At 55.3% G+C, this 20,903-nt stretch carries 20 protein-coding genes; 9 read left to right on the forward strand and 11 right to left on the reverse strand.

Annotated elements, in window-relative coordinates:
* Positions 1 to 3: 3 nt before the first annotated feature.
* Positions 4 to 858, reverse strand: coding sequence for an AraC family transcriptional regulator (locus ACMYSN_RS03080; protein ID WP_462496971.1), 855 nt, complete (start codon positions 856 to 858; stop codon positions 4 to 6).
* 162 nt (positions 859 to 1,020) lie between these two features.
* On the opposite strand from ACMYSN_RS03080, the gene ACMYSN_RS03085 reads away from it, so the two are divergent.
* The 6 genes from ACMYSN_RS03085 to ACMYSN_RS03110 all read left to right on the forward strand — a co-directional run bounded on the left by ACMYSN_RS03085 (position 1,021) and on the right by ACMYSN_RS03110 (position 4,923).
* Positions 1,021 to 1,371 (forward strand): DUF1294 domain-containing protein, encoded by a 351-nt coding sequence (locus ACMYSN_RS03085; RefSeq protein WP_462496972.1) that lies wholly within the window; start codon positions 1,021 to 1,023, stop codon positions 1,369 to 1,371.
* A gap of 192 nt (positions 1,372 to 1,563) precedes the next feature.
* Entirely contained in the window at positions 1,564 to 2,961 is a 1,398-nt protein-coding gene (locus ACMYSN_RS03090) for a cytochrome ubiquinol oxidase subunit I (RefSeq protein ID WP_462496973.1), read from the forward strand.
* Positions 2,961 to 3,971: a cytochrome d ubiquinol oxidase subunit II gene (gene cydB, locus ACMYSN_RS03095; protein WP_462496974.1), complete on the forward strand. Its 1,011-nt coding sequence runs from the start codon at positions 2,961 to 2,963 to the stop codon at positions 3,969 to 3,971. The genes ACMYSN_RS03090 and cydB overlap by 1 nt, the downstream gene beginning before the upstream one ends.
* Positions 3,971 to 4,096 carry a DUF2474 domain-containing protein gene (locus tag ACMYSN_RS03100; RefSeq protein WP_123754177.1) on the forward strand — a complete coding sequence of 42 codons (126 nt, stop codon included), beginning with the start codon at positions 3,971 to 3,973 and terminating at the stop codon, positions 4,094 to 4,096. The genes cydB and ACMYSN_RS03100 overlap by 1 nt, the downstream gene beginning before the upstream one ends.
* Positions 4,097 to 4,195: 99 nt before the next feature.
* Positions 4,196 to 4,537 carry a hypothetical protein gene (locus tag ACMYSN_RS03105; RefSeq protein ID WP_462496975.1) on the forward strand — a complete coding sequence of 114 codons (342 nt, stop codon included), beginning with the start codon at positions 4,196 to 4,198 and terminating at the stop codon, positions 4,535 to 4,537.
* Between the two features lie 152 nt (positions 4,538 to 4,689).
* Entirely contained in the window at positions 4,690 to 4,923 is a 234-nt protein-coding gene (locus tag ACMYSN_RS03110) for a DUF2554 family protein (protein WP_123754175.1), read from the forward strand.
* A 13-nt stretch (positions 4,924 to 4,936) separates the two neighbouring features.
* Here the strand turns inward: ACMYSN_RS03110 and ACMYSN_RS03115 are convergent, their stop codons facing one another.
* The 5 genes from ACMYSN_RS03115 to ACMYSN_RS03135 all read right to left on the reverse strand — a co-directional run bounded on the left by ACMYSN_RS03115 (position 4,937) and on the right by ACMYSN_RS03135 (position 12,116).
* Positions 4,937 to 6,901: a peptidase U32 family protein gene (locus ACMYSN_RS03115; RefSeq protein WP_462496976.1), complete on the reverse strand. Its 1,965-nt coding sequence runs from the start codon at positions 6,899 to 6,901 to the stop codon at positions 4,937 to 4,939.
* A 234-nt stretch (positions 6,902 to 7,135) separates the two neighbouring features.
* Positions 7,136 to 7,684: a helix-turn-helix domain-containing protein gene (locus ACMYSN_RS03120; RefSeq protein WP_174508805.1), complete on the reverse strand. Its 549-nt coding sequence runs from the start codon at positions 7,682 to 7,684 to the stop codon at positions 7,136 to 7,138.
* Between the two features lie 49 nt (positions 7,685 to 7,733).
* Positions 7,734 to 8,603 (reverse strand): DNA-binding transcriptional regulator AraC, encoded by an 870-nt coding sequence (gene araC / locus ACMYSN_RS03125; protein WP_462496977.1) that lies wholly within the window; start codon positions 8,601 to 8,603, stop codon positions 7,734 to 7,736.
* 97 nt (positions 8,604 to 8,700) lie between these two features.
* Entirely contained in the window at positions 8,701 to 10,080 is a 1,380-nt protein-coding gene (locus ACMYSN_RS03130) for an MFS transporter (RefSeq protein WP_123754171.1), read from the reverse strand.
* The gene (locus ACMYSN_RS03135) at positions 10,077 to 12,116 is read right to left on the reverse strand and encodes a beta-galactosidase (protein ID WP_462496978.1); all 2,040 of its coding nucleotides are present in this window, start codon (positions 12,114 to 12,116) and stop codon (positions 10,077 to 10,079) included. The genes ACMYSN_RS03130 and ACMYSN_RS03135 overlap by 4 nt, the downstream gene beginning before the upstream one ends.
* 223 nt (positions 12,117 to 12,339) lie before the next feature.
* On the opposite strand from ACMYSN_RS03135, the gene ACMYSN_RS03140 reads away from it, so the two are divergent.
* A complete protein-coding gene (locus ACMYSN_RS03140) occupies positions 12,340 to 13,506 on the forward strand; it encodes a benzoate/H(+) symporter BenE family transporter (RefSeq protein ID WP_462496979.1) in 1,167 nt (388 codons plus the stop codon).
* Here ACMYSN_RS03140 and ACMYSN_RS03145 read toward each other — a convergent pair.
* On the reverse strand, positions 13,486 to 14,352 hold the full coding sequence (locus ACMYSN_RS03145; RefSeq protein ID WP_174508808.1) for a helix-turn-helix domain-containing protein: 867 nt from the start codon (positions 14,350 to 14,352) through the stop codon (positions 13,486 to 13,488). The genes ACMYSN_RS03140 and ACMYSN_RS03145 overlap by 21 nt on opposite strands.
* A gap of 182 nt (positions 14,353 to 14,534) precedes the next feature.
* Here ACMYSN_RS03145 and ACMYSN_RS03150 point away from each other — a divergent pair, with 182 nt between their 5' ends.
* The gene (locus tag ACMYSN_RS03150) at positions 14,535 to 15,431 is read left to right on the forward strand and encodes a DMT family transporter (RefSeq protein ID WP_462496980.1); all 897 of its coding nucleotides are present in this window, start codon (positions 14,535 to 14,537) and stop codon (positions 15,429 to 15,431) included.
* 68 nt (positions 15,432 to 15,499) lie between these two features.
* On the opposite strand, the gene ACMYSN_RS03155 is transcribed toward ACMYSN_RS03150, so the two are convergent.
* Together ACMYSN_RS03155 and ACMYSN_RS03160 are read right to left on the reverse strand one after the other, a co-directional pair.
* Positions 15,500 to 16,168, reverse strand: a complete 669-nt coding sequence (locus ACMYSN_RS03155; RefSeq protein ID WP_462496981.1) for a DUF3313 domain-containing protein — start codon at positions 16,166 to 16,168, stop codon at positions 15,500 to 15,502.
* A gap of 142 nt (positions 16,169 to 16,310) precedes the next feature.
* Positions 16,311 to 17,903: an ABC transporter substrate-binding protein gene (locus ACMYSN_RS03160; protein ID WP_462496982.1), complete on the reverse strand. Its 1,593-nt coding sequence runs from the start codon at positions 17,901 to 17,903 to the stop codon at positions 16,311 to 16,313.
* Between the two features lie 114 nt (positions 17,904 to 18,017).
* On the opposite strand from ACMYSN_RS03160, the gene pepT reads away from it, so the two are divergent.
* The gene (gene pepT / locus ACMYSN_RS03165; protein WP_123754165.1) at positions 18,018 to 19,247 is read left to right on the forward strand and encodes a peptidase T; all 1,230 of its coding nucleotides are present in this window, start codon (positions 18,018 to 18,020) and stop codon (positions 19,245 to 19,247) included.
* On the opposite strand, the gene tehB is transcribed toward pepT, so the two are convergent.
* Both tehB and tehA read right to left on the reverse strand, forming a co-directional pair.
* Entirely contained in the window at positions 19,244 to 19,840 is a 597-nt protein-coding gene (gene tehB / locus ACMYSN_RS03170) for an SAM-dependent methyltransferase TehB (RefSeq protein WP_462496983.1), read from the reverse strand. The genes pepT and tehB overlap by 4 nt on opposite strands.
* Positions 19,837 to 20,841 (reverse strand): TDT family transporter, encoded by a 1,005-nt coding sequence (gene tehA, locus ACMYSN_RS03175; RefSeq protein WP_462496984.1) that lies wholly within the window; start codon positions 20,839 to 20,841, stop codon positions 19,837 to 19,839. Before tehA ends, tehB begins: the two co-directional genes overlap by 4 nt.
* Positions 20,842 to 20,903: the final 62 nt, after the last annotated feature.

Consider the following 20,903-nt stretch of genomic DNA (forward strand, 5'->3'; position numbering starts at 1 on the left):
TGATCAGTATAGAACGTTTGTGCAGTTGCTCTGGAAGGTGGCCGGAGTGATCCGGTAGGCGCGTTTAAACCAGCGTCCCAAATGGCTCTGATCGGCAAAACCGGTTTGCGAGGCAACCAGCACCGGGGAGAGACCGCTCGCTAACAGTTGGCGGGCAGTACGCAAGCGTAGCCGGACGAGATAGGCATGGGGCGATTGACCGAAAGCGGCCTTAAACTGCCTGCTGAGCCGGAAGCGATCGATACCGCTGATGTGGGTCAGTTCATCAAGCCCCGGGTTCCAGGCGAGATGTTCATGCAGATAGTCCCGCACCCGGTTCATCTTCAGCAATGATTCGGTGAGCGCTATGGCCGGTTTCCGTTCGACATGCGGCATAAGGTGCGCCATCAGGCGATCCAGCCCTTCATCACGAGCGAGTCGGCCTTCATTGTGGTGAATGGCGTCAAACGCCTGCGAGATGGCGACGATCAGCTCGCGATCTTCGGTCAGCGTGTGGCGAAATGCGGCCTGAATGACCGAGATATCCCCCATTCCGTATCGGCTCAGACTATCGGCGACGTAGTTCTGGGGGATATACAGCATGGCATAGGTAAACCCTGTCGGCTGTGCCGCATAACCATCATGCACAGCACCCGGCTCAATCAGAATGGCTTTACCGGGGGTACTGGTATGGACGGCCCGATGGCAACTGAATCTTTGCGCTCCCTGCAGCGTCACCCCCAGAAGCAGTTCTTCGTGATCGTGGTCATCGTACGCATGCCCTTTGAAATGGGCGTTGACGCTCTCAATCCCGGTCTCCGAATCACGACGAAAATCTATCCAGTCGCCAGACATCGGGGATTCAGCTATTCCTGACATATTTACTCTCAGACCCATTCATCGAAACCATCACCTGAATAGTATACATTTTCGGGTATAAAGGGATAACCCGGGTAATTCTGTCAGACAGGCCAACGTCACCGCCTCGCCAGAATCGGGTATACTGGCCCTCTTTCACTTCGGTCCATGTTGTTCCGCCCTATGAATCTCAATCGCTTCTGTTATCTTCTGCTGGGCCTCGCGGCGGCTGGCAGCCTGTTCCTGCCCCACCCGCTCATCATGTGGTTCCTGCTGGTCAATATTCTGACGCTGGCGCTCTACGGGATGGATAAAACCGCTGCCCGCAAAGCATGGCGACGCGTCCCTGAATCCACGCTGCTGGTATTTGGCTTCGTCGGTGGATGGCCCGGCGCAATAGTGGGTCAGCAGTGTTTTCGCCATAAAACCCAAAAACAGCCCTTTAAAACCTACTTTATGATCAGCGTGATACTGAACATTATCGTGCTGGCGGGCGGATACTGGCTGTATGCCTGGGGCACCGTCGCGGTGTGATCCCCGACACTCGCTCACGCCCGTCGCGATGTCAATCGCTGACCTGGCGCGGGCGCTGTTCCACCGTTAGCACACGCGTAAAATCATAACAGTCACACAACTGTTATCATAAAAAAGCCCGCTTCTGCCTCTGCAACCTCCTGCTGCCGCCCTTTAAAATTGCGCTGAATCAATTTTCTTGCGGAGTACTGCATGTTCGGTCTTGATGCATTCCACCTTGCGCGAATCCAGTTCGCCTTTACCGTCTCTTTTCACATCATCTTTCCCGCCATCACCATTGGGCTGGCCAGCTATCTGGCGGTGCTGGAAGGATTATGGTTAAAAACCAAAAATCCGGTCTGGCGCTCGCTGTACCACTTCTGGTCGAAGATTTTCGCCGTCAACTTTGGCATGGGCGTGGTGTCAGGCCTCGTGATGGCCTATCAGTTCGGCACCAACTGGAGCGGTTTCTCTGAATTTGCCGGCAGTATTACTGGCCCGCTGCTGACCTATGAAGTCCTGACCGCCTTCTTCCTCGAAGCCGGCTTCCTCGGCGTCATGCTGTTCGGCTGGAACCGGGTCAGCCCCGGAATGCACTTCTTCGCCACCTGCATGGTGGCCCTCGGGACGATCATTTCAACCTTCTGGATCCTCGCCTCTAACAGCTGGATGCAAACCCCCCAGGGCTTCGAGATCGTCAACGGTCAGGTGGTCCCGGTCGACTGGTTTAAGGTTATCTTTAACCCGTCGTTCCCTTATCGCCTTCTGCACATGACGGTCGCCGCCTTTCTCAGCAGCGCGCTTTTTGTCGGCGCCTCGGCGGCGTGGCACCTGCTGCGCGGCAATAACATCCCGGCGATCCGCGCGATGTTCTCCATGGCCCTGTGGATGACGCTTATCGTCGCCCCCATTCAGGCGATGATTGGCGACATGCACGGCCTGAACACCCTGAAGCATCAGCCGGCGAAAATTGCGGCCATCGAAGGCCACTGGGAAAACCGTCCGGGAGAACCCACTCCGCTGCTGCTGTTTGGCCTGCCGGACATGGAGCAGGAACGTACCCGTTACGGCCTGGAAATACCGGCGCTCGGCAGCCTGATCCTGACCCACAGTCTCGATAAACAGGTACCCGCCTTGAAAGAGTTTGCGCCGGAGGATCGCCCGAACTCAACCATCGTCTTCTGGTCATTTCGTCTGATGGCCGGCCTCGGCATGCTGATGATCCTGCTCGGGGTAATAGCACTGTGGCTGCGCTACCGCCATCGTCTGTACCAGTCCAGGCCGTTCCTGCGCTTCGCACTCTGGATGGGGCCATCCGGGCTGATCGCGATTCTGGCCGGCTGGGTCACCACCGAAGTGGGCCGTCAGCCCTGGGTGGTCTATGGCGTACAGCGAACCGCTGATGCCGTCTCCGCTCACGGCGACCTGCATATGACCGTCAGCCTGCTGACCTTTTTCGTGGTCTACAGCGCGGTGTTCGGCGTCGGCTACAGCTATATGTTGCGCCTGATCCGCAAAGGTCCGCAGGCGGTCAATCCACCGCATTCCGGCACCCCTGCTCGCCCGCTCTCCGCCGCAACAGAAGGTTTTCAGCATAAGGAGTCCCGCTAATGGGGATCGATTTATCGGTTATCTGGTTTGTGATCATCGTCTTCGCCACCCTGATGTATATCGTGATGGATGGTTTTGACTTAGGGATCGGCATCCTGTTCAGCACCACCCGTGACGGTGAAGACCGTGACGTGATGGTCAATAGCGTCGCCCCGGTTTGGGACGGCAACGAAACCTGGCTGGTGCTCGGTGGCGCCGCGCTGTTCGGGGCATTTCCGCTGGCCTACGCGGTGATTATCGACGCGCTGGCGATCCCGCTGACGCTGATGCTGATTGGCCTGATTTTCCGCGGCGTGGCGTTTGAGTTTCGCTTCCAGGCCACGCCATCACACCGCCCGTTCTGGGATTCGGCGTTCCTTGGCGGCTCGCTGCTGGCCACCTTTACCCAGGGCATCGTTGTCGGGGCAGTGATCAACGGCTTTTCGGTGAGCGGACGCGCCTTCAGCGGCGGGATGTTCGACTGGCTGACGCCTTTTACCCTGTTCTGCGGCCTGGGGCTGACGGTGGCCTATGCGCTGCTCGGCGCCACGTGGCTGGTGATGAAAAGCGAGAACCCGCTACAGGATAAGATGCGTCGCACCTCGCGCGGCCTGCTGCTGACGCTGCTGGCAACGATCGCCATTATCAGCCTGTGGACCCCGCTGGCGCAGCCGGCCATTGCCGCCCGCTGGTTCAGCCTGCCGGATCTGTTCTTCCTGCTGCCCGTTCCCCTGCTGGTGGCGGTCATCGGATTCTGGTTATGGCAAGTCCTGGGCAACCGCAATAGCCACGCGCGGCCCTTTATCCTGACCCTCGGGCTGGTGTTCCTTGGCTTCAGCGGTCTGGGGATCAGCATCTGGCCCTATATTATTCCACCCAATATTACACTGTGGCAGGCCGCCGCTCCGCCGCAGAGCCAGGGCTTTATGCTGGTGGGCGCCCTGCTTATTATCCCGGTGATCCTTGGCTACACCTTCTGGAGTTATTACGTCTTTCGCGGCAAAGTCCAACATGGTGAGGGGTATCATTGATGAATCAATCCAGGCTCAAACAGTTATTGTGGATGGTCGCGTTGTGGGGAGGGAGCGTGCTGGCGCTGGCGGCAATCAGTATGCTTTTTCGACTGCTGATGACGGCGGCGGGACTGAAAGTTTAATCCTGTACGGATAAGACTATTCTGAATAACAGAACCTCCATTTTGTCTCCACACTTTTTTGCTGAAATCTAAAGGCACATAAAAATAAAGGATGTAGTGATGAAAAAAATTGTTTTGTTATCTGCCGCGATGACGTTTGCGCTCTCTTCTTTTGCGTTTGCGGCCAATAACCCGCCACCACCGCCGGCAAACGCGGCTAACAGTCAGCACCATGACGGTAAGCAACCACCAAAAGACAGCCAGCACAACGGCAAACAGCCACAAAACGGCGGTCAGCACGACGGCAAACAGCCACAAAAAAACGGTCAGCACGACGGCAAGCAGCCACAAAAAAGTGGTCAGCACGACGGCAAGCAGCCACCAAAAGATGGCCAGCATAACGGCAAGCAGCCGTCAAAAGACAACCAGCAGAACGGCAAACCGTTACCGCCGAAAAAATAACGGCCTCAGCCCGGCGATTCATACCGCCGGGCTTTTTTTCGCCTTTCGTCAGGACAACCTGACACAATCTTTGCCCTTCTTTGATAACGCCACAATAAAGCTAAAAAAATCAGAGGCATAGTAGCCTCACTCACCTGCCACTGGTACAGGATATGCTTAAGAGATGCGTTTCGACGTTGGTACTGATGTGCGCGTTATTTTCCGGCCACCTGCTGGCCCGGCAACAGGGACACGAATACTTTCCGGTGCAGAGCCTCGAACAGCAATTGCTGCACGAGGCCGATAGTGATGAGTTGCGCAGCCAGTGTGACGAGGCCGCTGCCGATCTCCGTGAACGTCACCACTGGCAGAACGCGCGAAAGCCGCAAACGTTCTTTCGCCAGTAGCGATCGTCGGCGATCAGGCGCCTTTGCGCTTAGGTAAGGTCTTCAGCAGTTCATCCGGACTGACGGAGGCCACAATGCTTCCCGGCAGCGGCATCTTCAGGATGTGGTTTTTCATCTTGCCGATCACGTGCATTTCGCAAGGACGGCAGTCAAATTTCAGCGTCAGTACTTCATCGCCATGAATTAACTGCATCGGCGTGGCTTTCCAGCTCTTAATCGAACCTTTTGCCTGTTTAGGGCACAGATTGAAGGCGAAACGCAGGCAGTGCTTGGTGATCATCACCGGCACGTCACCCTTCTCTTCATGTGCTTCATAGGCCGCATCGATCAGCTTCACGCCGTAGCGCTGATAGAATTCACGCGCTTTATGGTTATAGACGTTGGCAAGGAACGACAGATGAGTCTCAGGGTACACCGGCGGCGGTACGCAAACCGCTTTACGCTGGCCACGCGGAGCGGCGCTGAGACGCGCTTCGTCGAGCAATTCTACCGTTTCCCGGCGCAGTTGGTTCAACAGGCTGTTTGGCACAAACAGCGCACCAGGCAGATTGACCTGCACATCGCGGGCAAAATAGATGGTCTGCCCCAGCTTCGCAATACCGTCGCGCAGGTTCGCCAGCGCTTTGTCGGCCTGAGTCGCCTCGGCAAACTCGCCGTCCAGGGTGTGGGTCGCGCTGACGCCGTCCTCACAGGTCATGGTCAGCACCAGCTGCTCCTGCCAGCCGCTGAGCGTAATGTCCACCGCAATCCGGCGTTCGCTGGAGGTTTTTTGCAGCGCCTGCTGCCAGTTATGGTCGAGGTTACGGTTCAGCACCTGATGCGGACGCACTTTATACAGATCTGCCGGCATCTCATTCGGCCACACGCGGTAGCGATTTTGACCGGTTTTTTCTACCGTATTGGCGCGGAAACCGACGATTTCGCGCTTAATCATTACGTTCAGGCCATCGCCGTTGGTCAGCGCTTCGCTGACTTCAACGTCGAGATGGTCTTTGCCCACTTTCAACACTTCCCCCACCGGCAGGCCGATAAATTTCGGCGAGTCAAAAGCGCCGATGTCGTCTTTGCGCGCATTGACGAAATAGTCGGTGCTGCCGCGATGGAAGGTCTTATCGGTGGAAGGCACGAAGAAGTGTTCGGTACGCCCGGCAGACGAACGCACCAGATCACCGCGATCTTCAATAATGGCATCGAGCATCTGGCGATAGTGCGCGGTGATATTTTTCACGTAGCTCATATCTTTGTAGCGCCCTTCAATTTTGAAGGAGCGCACTCCGGCGTCAATCAGTTGTGCCAGGTTGGCCGTCTGGTCGTTATCTTTCATCGACAACAGATGTTTTTCATAGGCCACTACCCGCCCCTGATCGTCTTTCAGGGTGTATGGCAAACGACAGGCCTGAGAGCAATCGCCGCGGTTGGCGCTGCGCCCGGTCTGCGCGTGCGAGATATTGCACTGGCCGGAATAGGCCACGCACAACGCGCCGTGAATAAAGAACTCGATGGTCGCATCGGTGTTGTCGTAAATCGCTTTGATCTGCTGCAGATTCAGCTCGCGCGCCAGCACGATCTGGCTGAATCCCACGTCGGAGAGAAACTTCGCTTTCTCCACACTGCGGATATCGCACTGGGTACTGGCATGAAGCTCAATCGGTGGAATATCCAGCTCCATCACCCCCATATCCTGCACGATCAGCGCATCAACGCCGGTTTCATACAGGTCGGTAATCAGGCGCTGCGCCGGTTCCAGTTCATCATCGTGAAGGATCGTGTTCAGGGTCACAAAGATCTTCGCGCCATAGCGATGGGCGAAAGGCACCAGCGCCGCGATATCGCTGAGGCTGTTGCTGGCATTGTGACGCGCGCCGAAGCCTGGCCCGCCGATATAGACCGCGTCCGCACCGTGTAAAATCGCTTCACGGGCGATCCCGACGTCGCGGGCTGGGCTAAGAAGTTCAAGATGATGGTTTTGCAGGCGCATACGCTCGTTGTTATCCGTTATAGGGGGTCGAAATGGCGGCTATTGTAGTCAGAAGTGGCCGGAGACGAAAACATTTTCCACCACCCGCAGTGGGTGAATTTTCACTTCCCGGCAAAGCATTGAAGAAAAAGGTATTTCCCTCTTAAGACTACTGGCGTTACTCTCATCACGTATTCCGGATTTTCCTCGTCACGTTGTGAGTGGTTATTATCGATCGTTTTGATTGGCCGCAGGTTAAACCCCTGCGGCTTTTTCTTTTGGGTAATGGATCAGCGAATGAAAATGAGCGGTTTGCCCACCGCTGTTGCGGTAGGCATGCGCCAGATCCCCGGCAAACCGACGCCCCTCTCCCGGCGCTAAGACGTGCCATTCGCCCTGCAGACACAGATCCAGCACCCCGTCGATCACCACCACGTGTTCAATGACCCCTTTTTCGTGCGGCGTCGATTCGCTCAGCGCGCCGGGGGCGAGGGTTATCGAGAAATGGTCAAAACGTAGCTCCGGGTCCCATGGGAAAACCGGGGTCACCACCATAGCCTGCTGTTGCGGGTCAAAGGCTGACGGCGTGGTTGATGCGTCCGCCACAATAAAGGTCGAGAACGGCACATTCAGGCCGGTGGCGATTTTCCACAACGTGGCGACCGTCGGGCTGGACTCATTCCGCTCTATCTGTCCCAGCATCGCTTTCGATACGCCGGTCTCTTCCGCCAACCGCGACAGGCTCCAGCCGCGCTGTTGGCGCAGTGATTTCAGGGTTGTCGCCAGATGTTGCGCAATATTCATTCCACCTCCAGATTATCTCAGGGGAAATTATACGCGCATTGATATGATTCTACAGGGCATTTAATTGCGAAAACCGTTTGCGGTATTCGCGAGGCCCGACGCCAAACTGCTGATTAAATAAACGTGAAAAATAGAGCGCATCGTCATATCCCACCAGTTGGGCGATGTGCGCTATCGTCAGTTGCGCATGCTGTAAAAGCAGCGAGGCGCGGTTCATTCGCTGTTTTTCCCGCCACGCGAAAATCGTCATGCCGGTCTCCTGGCGGAACAGATGCGCCAACCGGGAAGGCGACAGAAACGCCCGTGCCGCCAGCGTATCAATGGTGATTTTCTCTTCAAGATGCTCATCAAGAAACTGACAGATAGCGATGATCCGCGGGTCGAGCGAGAGGCAGTTACTTCCCGGCTGCAATTTAAAGCAGTGCAGCAGGATCCGCTCCAGGCAATTTACCGCCAGAATGGCATCCAGACGGTCTGACGACGAGTACAGGCGAATGACCTCTTTGAAGTCAGCCTTTAAGCGTTGCAAAAAATCCTCGTCGACGCTTTGCGTTATCCCCACATCATGCCACTGTCGATCCCACTTCAGCCAGTCAATCCAGTAAGGCCGGGGCATAAAATAGATCCACAGATGCTGCCAACTATCGCTCGTAGGCTCGCGGCCATAATGATGAGGGCAGCCTGGAGGAAACAGCAGGACATCGTTGGGGCGACAAATAAAGGTCTCATTATTACGATGCACTACGCCGGCGCCACGGAGCGTAATATTAATGATGTACCCTTTCATGCCCAGCTCTCTCTGGATAAAGGTATCCAGTTTATTGCCCTGTACGATCGGCGTATAGCCTGCCACCAGCCAGGCGTTAAAGGTAAAACTGCGCATCAGCGGCGAATAGATCACCAGATCATCATCCGCCATTTCGCTATTCATTGTCGGCAACCACATTGCTTTCTAGACCATTCTGCCATTTTGCCTGGTTGAGTGGATGGCGCAACCCCAGGATTGCGCCCGCCGGTTATTGCGCCAGCTTCCCTTGAGAAAGATCTTCAGAGACCTGCTCGTACATCGCGTCCAGCCGGTAGAAATACATGATGACCATGTTGATGAGCGCCAGTGCAAAGGGAAAGGCGATAAACAAAAACTCAATCATAGTGATCACCTGCGGTGACTGAACCGCATTGCCGCCGCTGACAAATCCGGCAGCGCCCAGCATCCAGCCAACGCTTGCGCTGCCCAGCCCCATTCCCAGAGTCTGCCCCAGGGTACCCGCGCTAAACAGGATCCCTTCAATCCGCAGACCGGTTTTCCACTCCCCGTAATCGATGGTATCCGCGAGGAAGGCAAACATCGTCGCGCCGATGCCGCAGAAACCGACGCTGCGCACCGCCGTCGCCAGAATGATATACAGCGAGTTGGTTTTATCGAGTAGCGGCAGCAAATAGGCGATGCTGCACACCGTCAGCCCCAGCAACGCCAGGTTACGTTTGCCCAGCCGTCTGATAAGCCACGGGATAATCAACAGCGTGATCAAGCCCGGGGTGTATTGCGCCAGACTGATCCACGACATCAGAGAGACGTCCTGCAGGATATAGCGTGAGTAGTAGACGCTTACCGTGGAAAGCGCGGTCAGGCTGGTAAAGGTGATCAGCAGATAGAAGAAGATCATCAACCAGTACCGATTGCCGACGATCGAGCGGATCACTTCCCGGGTCTGAATATGGTGGCGGTTTTCCTGATTAACCGGCTTGATACGTTCGCGGGTCCAGGCGCCGGTGAGCAACAGACACAGGGCGGTGAAGAAGCCAAAAATAGCGAAGACAATGATCCACGCCGTCTGGCCGTTGCCCAATGCCGCCACCATCGGCAGCGTAAAGACGCCAACGGTCAACGAACCACAGGTCGATAACCCTTTGCGAAAGACGCTGAGCACCCCACGCTGCCAGGTATCACGGGTGATCAGTGCCAGTAATGAGCCATAGGCAATATTGTTGGCGGTGAAGAAAATATTCGCCAGCAGGTAGGTCACGCAGACATAGATTATTTTGCCATTGTCGCCAATGCCAGGAACCGTCGCCATCAAAAACGCCGATAAGCCAAATGGCACCGCCGTCCACAGCACCCACGGCCGCGCTTTACCCAGCCGGGTATCGGTTTTATCAATGCGGATCCCGACAAACACGCAGATCACGCCGTCCACGACGCGAGCAAAAAACATTAACGAGCCGATCAGGGCGGCCGAGATACCGACAATATCGGTATAAAACCAGGCCAGGAATGTCACCATCATGGTATAGGTCAGGTTGGTACCGTAATCCCCTAAACCAAATGCCAACCGTTCACGAAAACCGGGCTGTTCGTTGGTCGACTGCGCCTGCGCTATTGATAAGGAACTCATGCTCTGTTCTCCAGAAGAATAATTTGCACATCCCAATCACTTAAGAGAATGTCATCTCCGGCATGAACCGCATCGCCAGTAAAGAGCATTCGCCCGTGAGGCTGGTTAAAGGTAACGCGTTGTGGTTCGGCACTATAATTAAAGAAATAGATCAGCCCCTTATTATTCTCATCAACGCCATGACGCATAATAATGGGGAAGGTGATATTGTCATCTGGTACTGCCGCTGGCAGCGTTTCTTGCAGTATATAGCGCATCATTTCACGTAATACCTCAGTAGATAAATGACAGCCGATATACGTCGCACTACCCTGCTGATAACGGTTAAATGTGGCAGCAGCATATTTATTCCAGTAAGGATGTTGGTAGCGAGCCAGTACTGTCGCGTTATCTTCTGGCACCAATAATTCCATCCAGTCGTTAACGGCGGTATCCAGTCCGGATAACGATAAACACTCTGAGGTCAGGGTCGTGCGATCCGGTTCAACAAATAATTGATAACTCGCCCCAACGGCCGCGGAGATAATACCTGGCTGCTCGCAGGTTCGCACCTTCATATTTTCATCCGAAAATGCCGATTTAAAGGAGAAGATGGCATGGCCGCCCGCTTTAATATAATCATTAATCTGCTGTAGAATCTCATCGCAGACCGTATAAAGCAGCGGGCAGATCAGCATTTCATAGCTGAATATCCGCGGATCGTCGACCGCCAGAATATCCACTTCGATATTCATGCGATACAGCGTGTCATAATAGAGACGGAAAATATCATTATATTGATGCAGGGTATCCCGGCTAAATTGATGCCCACGCCAGGGATGCCAGTCAATCGCCGTAAGACATTCATTACAGACCACCAGGGCGATACGACTTTTGCGCGCATAGGCCATCACCTGCGGGGCGAAGTCACGTAGCTCTGCCCCTGTCTGGCACACCTCCTGATAAATCGGATTGGGTTTCAGGTCATGGCTCAGAATCCCTTTCCAGTAGGTTTCATACGAATTATGCAGAGAGTGCCAGTGCCAGTACCCCAGCAGGCAGGCGCCGCTGGCGACGTGGCTCCAGGCCTGTAGCCGCAGCTGGCCGGGGAACGGCGTCCAGTCCTTAAATGCCTGAGCCTGAGTTTCCAGCACCATATAACGGCGGTCTTTTGTCACCCGCGCGATATCGCCGCTAAAGGCAATTTCCGCACCCGTCAGGTGAAACTGGCTGGGATGATAAACATCCACGCCGGTAATATCGACCACCGCCGAGGTTTTAAAATGGTCGACTTCTGCGCGGATCCCGTACGACCAGTTGCGCCAGTCAAAATCAAAGTTATGCGTAATAAACTGTTGGTCGTTTTTATATTCTCTGACCAGTTCAGCCTGCCAGCTAAGAAAACGCGTCACCAGCGACCGCTGGAACGTTTTAAAGGCGCTCCCGAGGCTGGCGTTGATGGTGCCGTTCATCGACGGAAAATCTTCCCATGCGCCAATGCGGTTACTCCAGTAATCAAGGCCGAAAGCGGAGTTAAGTTCATCAAGATTATTGTTAAAACGTTTCTTTAATGATTGCACAAATTCAATTTGTACATTCTCCGAGCAGGTATCGTAGTATTTTGTTTCATTATCAATTTGAAAGCCAATAACGGCCGGATGCTGTGCTGTCGCCTGTAATAGCTGGCGTATAATGCGCTCGGCATACCATAAATAAGTCGGGTGGGTGATATCCATCTTTTGTCTGTGGCCATACAGATTTTTTCCCTGCGGGGTCGTGGCCATCACTTCAGGATATTTTTTAGCAAGCCAGGCGGGGATCGCATAGGTCGGCGTACCGATAATCACCGCAATATTATTGTGGTACATTGCATCCAGTACCGTAGTTACCGAACTAAAATCGAACTCGCCTTCCTGCGGTTCAAAGGTGCTCCAGGTACTTTCCGCGATACGCACATAGTTAATACCCGCCTCTTTCATTAAGGCAATATCTTCCTGCAGCCGCTCTTCCGCTAAATATTCTCGATAATACGCAGCACCATACCAAAATTGATTCATTATTCGCTCCTTTGTGTTACCGGAAACATAACGCAGAATCATCGGGAACGGATGAAATTAGCTGCTAGCAACATAGAGCAATCTGCTATCGCCGTGGGGAGTCGATAGCGATCACATTTTTCAGCGGGCCGTATCAGGGTAAGCACAGCCGGCGGAAGACGATTGTGCGTTATAACGGCCAGTGCTACAGTGTGGCGGATGTTATAACGCACAAGAGGTCACTATGCGCTCGTTTTCACTCCCCCTGCCGACGCTGCTCGCCGGATTTATCGCCGTGCTGGTGGGCTATGCCAGCTCTGCCGCCATTATCTGGCAAGCCGCCGCCGCGGCCGGGGCCAACGCACAGCAGATAGCCGGCTGGATGACGGCGCTGGGGCTGGGCATGGGGATCAGCACTCTGGCCCTGACCTTGTGGCGCAAAGTGCCGATCCTCACCGCCTGGTCGACGCCCGGCGCGGCGTTGCTGGTCAGCGGGCTGCAAGGGGTCACGCTGAACCAGGCGGTTGGCGTCTTTATCTTTGCCAATGCTTTGATTGTGCTGTGCGGGGTCACCGGTCTGTTTGCCCGGCTGATGAAAATCATCCCGCATTCGCTGGCGGCAGCGATGCTGGCAGGGATCCTCTTGCGCTTTGGTCTTCAGGCTTTCGCCACCCTCGAGGGACACCTGCTGCTGTGCGGCGGGATGCTCGCCGCCTGGCTGCTGTGTAAAGCCTGCTACCCGCGCTTCGCGGTGATTGCGGCGCTGCTGGTTGGCGGGGCTATCGCCGGGATGTCCGGTGAGATCGTCGGCGGTCATATCACGCAACTGCTGGTCATGCCGGAGTATATCGCGCCGCAGTTTACCCCTTCTCTGCTACTCAGCGTCGGGCTGCCCTTCTTCCTGGTGACTATGGCCTCACAAAACGCCCCCGGTTTCGCCACCATGCAGGCTTCCGGCTATCGGGTGCCGACGTCGGCGCTGATTGTCGCCACCGGCGCGCTGGCGCTGATTCTGTCGCCGTTTGGGGTCTATTCGATCTGTATTGCCGCTATTACCGCGGCCATCTGCCAAAGTCCGGAAGCGCATCCCGATCCGCAGCGGCGCTGGCTGGCTGCGGCGGCGGCAGGCGGTTTTTATCTCCTCGCCGGGCTGTTCGGCGGTTCGATCACCGCGTTGATGGCGGCGCTGCCGACGGCGTGGATCCAGATGCTTGCCGGGCTGGCGCTGCTCGGCACCATTGGCGGGAGCCTGTTTCAGGCATTGAATCAGGAAAATGAACGGGATGCGGCGGTGGTGACGTTTCTGGTGACCGCCAGCGGTATCACCTTAGCAGGGATTGGTTCTGCCTTCTGGGGGCTGGTGCTGGGGGGATTGAGCTTCGCGTTGCTGTCAACGCTGCGCCGCACGTAGCTGCGACGGTGTCAGACCCGTGGCGCTCTTCACCCGATTGCTAAAATGGCTGGCGGAGCTGAACCCACAGGCCATGGCGATATCGGTCAACGACTGAGTGCTGCGGCAGATCAGCTCCTGGGCCTTAATCATTCGCCGCTGCATCACATACTGATGCGGCGCCATATTCATCGACTGGCGGAACATGCGCGCGAAGTGATACTCGCTGAGTGCCGCTTCCTGCGCCAGGTCCGCCAGGGTGAGCGGTTGATCCAACTGCTCTTCAATCCGCGCCAGCAGATTACGCAGCACGTGCGGTGCCAGGCCGCCGGAAACCGTGGGTAAACGCCACTGCACGTTTGAATAGTGCTGAATCAGATGGGTTAGCAGCAGCGTGCTGGCGGAACTTAACGTCAGTTGGTTAGCCTGCTGCTGCCAGTCGTAATCGAGCAGGAACTGGCGATATACAGCGGTAATTTTATCATCCTGGGAGAAGGTCTGTTCCTGCAGGCTGAACGACGCCGGGCTGCGATCCCAGATCTGCTCCCCGACCTTGCGCAGGTGCTCGTCGGTGCAATAGAGATGGACGAAAGAGAGGTCGCCGCGAATATCCCAGGTGCTCTCCGCCCCTTTTGGCATCAGGCAGAAACGATCCGGACCGCCGCCGTTTTTCCAGCCCTGCGGCGTTTTTTGATAGCTTTCGTAGCCGTCGGCCACGTACAGGCTCAGAGTGTGATGGTTGCTGCGAACGGTCACCGTATCGAGATTGTTATACCACGCCGCCAGCTGGATACCGGAGTTCAGCTCCACCGTTTCCCGCAGGACCGCGTTTTGTCGACGTAATGTTTCGAAAGTCCCGTAAGCCATAGCCTTTACACATCCGATTCCGTAAACCCCTAGTCTATGAAGAGTCGGCGCCGGATACCAGATCTCTCCCGCCCCTGGGCAAAAATAAGCGCAAGAATTTGCAAGTTGTGCCCCGGCAGATGACAGCGCCGATGCTCAACCGGTGACACACTACCCGCAGGCGTGTTTACGGGAGAGAGAAGTTGAACGCATTACTGTACGGACTGGTCGTGATTATCTGGGGCACCACGTGGATTGCCATCTTTTTACAACAGGGGCCGGTCGCTGCCCCGGTGTCCATTTTCTGGCGCTTTGCCGTCGCGAGCGTCACGATGCTGGCGATTCTGCTGGTCACCCACCGCCTGCGTCCGCTGGCGCTGCGCGATCATCTGTTCTGTGTGCTGCAGGGCTGTTGCGTGTTCTGCTTCAACTTCTGGTGTTTTTACACCGCGGCGGCGCACATCAATACCGGCCTCGAGTCAGTCATTTTTTCCATGGCGGTGCTGTTTAACGCTATTAACGGTTTTATTTTCTTCCGTCAGCAGCCCCCGGCACGTTTCTGGCTCGCCGCCGCTCTCGGCCTGGCCGGAATTGTAACCCTGTTCTGGGACGATCTCCTGAGTAACGGGCTCAACGCATCGCTGCTGTGGGGTATCGGCCTGAGCGCGTTGGGGACCTACGGCTTTTCGCTGGGGAATATGCTCAGTATGCGCCACCAGCGTCGCGGTCTGGAAACCCTGACCACCAACAGCTGGGCGATGCTGTACGGCACGCTGGTAATGGGCGCTATCGCCCTGCTGCGTGGCGATGATTTTACCCCGCAGTGGACGCTGAGCTATATGGGGGCGCTGCTGTATTTGGCTCTGTTCGGCTCGGTGATTGCTTTTGGTGCGTATTTCACCCTGGTGGGCCGTATCGGCGCCGGCAAGGCCGCCTACAGCACGCTGCTGTTCCCGCTGGTGGCCCTGACCATCTCGACCTTTTACGAAGGCTATGTCTGGCACAGTAACGCAGTTGCCGGCCTGGCGCTGATTCTGGTGGGTAACCTGGTGATGTTTGCCCGCCCCGGGCAATGGTTCCTGCGCCGCAGACTGGCGTAACGCCGCGATGGCTGGCTAACAGAAAAAAGGCGCCCCGAAAGGCACCTTTTTTTGTCAAACAATGAGTGCTACTTCTGGGTCGGATCGAATTTGACGGCGTCGATCGCCATCTCGTCAATCACCTGCTTCAGGGTATCGGCGGTCAGCTGCGTATTTTCGTTCGCCAGATTTTTGCCCTCGCCTTTACGGACCACTTTCATCACCGGCTTGTTGGTCGCCGCGTCGATCAGCTCCGCTTCAAAGTACAGATTGGTGTTCATGGTGCGATGCCCGGTGGCCATTTGCGTGCCTGCCACCACCATCGCCACCGGAATCACTTCATAGAACTGCAGCCCTTCTTTGCTCGAATCCACACCGGTGATAGCACCGCGGAAAATCAGGCTGCGCGGACCAGGGGTTGCCGCCAGCGGTTTGCGCTCGCCAATTGCCTGTTTCAGCTGTTGGTTGGTGTAATTGAGAATATTGTCCAGCGCTTTTTCACCCACCTGAGTCGTCGGTTTTGGCACTGGATAATAGATAACCGGGTTATAAACCACGTTATCGTAATTTTTCGGGTTATAGTCCGCTGAAATCCAGCGCAGTTCCGGTTTTCCCGATGCCGAGGTGGTTTCTTTTAATTTGGAATAATCTTTTAAAAATCCAGAATACTTTTCTGGTGAAGCAATTTTTGAGGCGCAACCCGCGAGTGCTAACAGACCAGCAAGTGCCGCCACTTTAAAAATGAAATGAGTACGCATGAGTGAAACCCTGTAAATTGTAAATGCAGTTGTCGGCGCGATTTATAGCAAACTACCTGACTAAGTTTTGTGACAAAAAATGGGGTTCGTCAAACGTTTGCAAAAATAAATCCGCCACGGTGGGCGGATTCACATTTCAAGATTATTTTATATCGACCTGATAGAAAATATGCTTGCCAAAAGGATCGATTTCGTAGTCAGAAACCGTATTGCGAACGGGTTCAAAAATAGTTGAATGGGCAATCATTACCGCCGGCATTTGATCATGCATCATTTGCTGTGCCTGTTTATACAGCGCCTCTCGTTTCTGCCGATCGGTAATCGATTTTGCTTCGGCAATAATATGGTCAAATGGCGGATAACACCATTTTGCTGAATTCGATCCGCCGTTCGCCGACTGGCAGGTAAACAACGGCCCGAAGAAGTTATCCGGATCGCCGGTAGCGGTGGTCCAGCCCATCAGCGCCGCCTGGTGTTCACCGTCTTTGACACGCTTGAGGTATTCACCCCACTCATAGGTTGTGATTTTGGTCTGCACGCCAATCTTAGCCCAGTCGGCCTGAATCATCTCGGCCATACGTTTGGCGTTGGGGTTATAAGGACGCTGCACCGGCATCGCCCACAGGTCAATGGTGACAGGCCCGGTGAGGCCCGCTTCCTGCAACAGCGCTTTCGCTTTTTGCGGATCGTAATCGTAATCTTTTAACTCGCTGTCGGCGCTCCACACCCCCGGCGGCAGCAGATTTTTCGCGGCGCTGCCGGTACCGTGGAATACCGCTTCAATTATCGCCGGTTTATTAATCGCCAGAGCCAACGCCTGACGAACTTTGACATTATCCAGCGGCGGCTTTTGGGTATTAAACGCCAGGAAACCGGTATTCAGACCCGGCTTACTCATCAAGGTAATGTCTTTGTTTTCTTTCATTCTCGGCAAATCTGCCGGGTTCGGGAACGGCATCACCTGGCATTCGTTCTTCTCCAGTTTGGCGTAACGCACCGATGCATCCGGGGTAATGCTAAATATCAGGCGATCAATTTTTGCTTTCCCCTGCCAGTACTGCGGAAAAGCCGTAAATAAAATTCGGGAATCTTTCTGGTATTGCGCCAGTTTAAACGGCCCGGTGCCAATGGGGTCGGAATCGACACGCTGCGGCGTTCCGGCTTTTAACATTGCGTCAGCATATTCCGCTGACAAAATAGAGGCGAAATACCATGCCAGGTCGGCGACAAACGGCGCTTCGGGACGGGCTAAGGTAAAGCGCACGGTATATTCATCAGGCTTATCAATTGCGGTAATTAACTGACCAAACTCGAGGCTTTCGAAATTCGAGTAGTTACCGTTGGAGACATTATGATAAGGGTGCTGCGGATCTTTTTGCCGCATAAAAGAGAAGATCACGTCATCGGCATTAAAATCGCGAGTGGGCGTGAAATATTTATTGCTTTGAAACTTCACCCCCTTACGCAAATGGAAAGTGTAGACCTTGCCGTCTTCACTCACCTCCCAGCTTTCTGCAAGGCTCGGCTGCAGTTCGGTGGTGCCTACCTTAAAGTCGACCAGGCGGTTATAAACCGGCACCGCACTGGCATCGACGCTGGTTCCGGAGGTATAGAGTTGTGGATTGAAATTCTCCGGCGATCCTTCAGAGCAGTAAACCAGCGTCTTTGCGCTCACGCTGGAACCGAACGTGAGCGCCGTTAATGTCAGAGCAAGCGTGGTGAGTTTGCGTTGCATAACGTTTCCTTTTTTAATTTGCCAGCTAATGAATAGCTTGTTGTTTTCCATCCCATACATAACACTAAAGCCAGATTGCAAACACCTGAAAATATAAATAAAGAAGGAATCACTATGTCATCACCTCTCGCCAGCCAACTGACCCAGCGCTTCTTCCGCTATCTCGCCATCAGCAGCCAGAGCGACGCGCGCGCCACCACGCTGCCCACCACGCCGGGACAGCATGACATGGCACGTGAACTGGCCGATGAGCTTCAGCGTCTCGGCCTGGACGATATCGTGATCGATGAACATGCCACCGTTACGGCGGTGAAAAAAGGCAATGTTCCGGGCGCGCCACGGATTGGTTTTATTACCCATATCGACACCGTTGACGTCGGCCTGTCTCCGGATATTCATCCGCAAATTTTGCGCTTTAGCGGGGAAGACCTGTGCCTGAACAGCGAAAAAGATATCTGGCTGCGCGTGAGTGAACACCCGGAAATCCTCGCCTACCCGAATGAAGAGATTATTTTCAGCGACGGCACCAGCGTGCTGGGCGCCGACAATAAGTCAGCGGTGACGGTGGTAATGACAGTGCTGGAAAACCTGACGGCGGACCATCGCCACGGCGATATTGTGGTGGCCTTTGTACCCGATGAGGAAGTCGGGCTGCGCGGGGCGAAAGCGCTGGATCTCAGCCGCTTTGCCGTCGATTTTGCCTGGACCATCGACTGCTGCGAGCTGGGGGAAATTGTCTATGAAAACTTCAACGCCGCAGCGGCGGAGATCCGCTTTACCGGCGTGACCGCCCATCCGATGTCGGCGAAAGGCGTGCTGGTGAATCCGCTGCTGATGGCCGCCGATTACATCAGCCATTTTGACCGTCAGCAAACGCCGGAGCATACGGCCGGGCGCGAGGGCTACGTGTGGTTCAATGGAATACAGGGCGACCAAAACCGCACCCTGCTACAGGCCAGCATTCGTGATTTCGACCGCGACAGTTTTTTACGCCGCAAACAGCAGATCGGCGAGGTCGCAGAAATCATTGCCGCCCGCTACCCGACCGCCAACGTCGAATTCTCCATCAGCGACACCTACAGCAATATCAGCAACGCCATTGGTGACGACCGCCGGGCCATTGACTTGATGTTTGAAGCGATGGAGAGCATTGGCGTTACGCCGAAGCCAACGCCGATGCGCGGCGGGACCGACGGGGCAGCGTTATCTGCCAAAGGCCTGCTCACGCCAAACTTTTTCACCGGCGCGCATAACTTCCACTCAAAATTTGAGTTTCTGCCGCTGCGCGCCTTTGAAGCGTCATACCAGACCGCGATGCAGCTGTGCCTGCTGGCGGCCCGTTAAGCCGGTTTTTGCGCCAGCATGGTGGCAAACCGCAGTTTGATGCGGTTGCCATCGGCGTCGGTGCGGTGCAGTTCGCCCACCTCTTCGTTATATCTTAGGAACGTCCAGCCAGCGTAATAGCGCCGCAGTTCCTCAGATTTAAAGGCAAACGGGAAGCCAACGGTGCAGGGATAATCCTCAGTATCCATCGCCGCGACGATCAGGTTGTAGCCCCCCGGTTTGGTACAGCGTTGCATGTTGGCGATCAGGCCAGGGATGGTTTCCGCCTGAAGGAACATCAGCACCACGGTGGAGAGAATAAAATCATACTCGCCGTCAAAACTGAGGGTATTAAGATCCTGCACCGCGGTCTGTAAATTGCTCAGCCCTTCCGCCTCGCGGATCCCCTCCAGCGTGCTGATGCTCATGGCGTTTTTATCCCACGCGGTCACGTCGTAGCCGTTAGCCGCCAGGTACAGGCTATTGCGCCCGTTGCCACAGCCCAGATCCAGCGTCTTTCCTGGCGCAACCTGGGTGGCGGCATACAGCACTTCAGAGTGGGTGCGGGTCAGCCCGTATTTGTCAGTAAAGTAGTTTTCGTCACGGATAATCATAATGAGTCCTTGTTTTTTAATAAGGTCGCCCGGTCGACGTAAATCAGCAGTTTACCCTGCACCAGCAGCAGAACGGTGCGAATGATCAGCAGCCCAATCACCAGATTGGTGAAAACAAACAACGGGATCGCCAGGTAATGGAAAAAGCCGTCCGGATGACTATGCCCGAGATGCAGCCCGGTGCTGGCCAGCGCGGAAATACCGAATGAGAAGCTCCAGAAGGAGGCGTTAAACGGCTGTCGGATATACCACGGGATCAACCGCAGCATAAACAGCAACTGCAGCAGGCCGTAACCGAACAACAGTTTGGCGAAGGTATCCGCCTCCCCGCCGTTGACGCTTAGCCAGGCGCTACATGCCACCAGCGCCGGGGCCAGCTGAATACCCAACGAGGTCCGCAGCGCGGCGGGAAGTTCGTTGTGGCTACGCAGTCGTTGCAGGATAACCGGCTCCAGACTGAGCCATGAGAAAACGCCGGCGCCAAGAAAAACCAGCCCGGCGTCGGTAAAGCCCAGCGCGCCGCAGGCCATGGCACTGATGAAATTGTTGGCGACCGTCGGTAAATAGAGTCCTGGCGTCGTCGCCTCTGCCGGGTGCTTGCCCCGCCACAACCCGGCGCTTTGCCAGGCGGCATATCCCAGTTGCAGCACCACGCCGATGGCGAACAGCGCCAGCGAGAGCGGGCGCAACCACGGCACCAAGCCGATCGCCACCAGCATGGTGGTGGCCGGGAACAGGCTGACGAAACTGCCGGCGATAGGGTGCCTGGCCTCCTGCAGGACGCTCCACGGATAGCGGATCGCGCGCAGGATAAACGCCAGCGCCAGTAGCGCCCATATCGTCGCCGCCAGCAGCACCAGCCCGTCGCCAATGCTGCGGCTTACCGGCCACAGGGTGCTGGCGTAACGCCAGGCGAAGCCCATCCCGATAAGACCCAGGACCATCCCGAAATAGCCCGCAGGTAAATTCAGGGCCTGCTGCCCCTGCTGTTTATTATTCATTTTGTTTAATTTTTCAATTTATCTTTAAGGTGTATTTTAAAAGAACCTTATAAAACGCGCTA

Origin of the sequence: Klebsiella sp. R445, from assembly GCF_051131755.1 — a bacterium.
GTDB classification, from domain to species: domain Bacteria; phylum Pseudomonadota; class Gammaproteobacteria; order Enterobacterales; family Enterobacteriaceae; genus Klebsiella; species Klebsiella lignicola.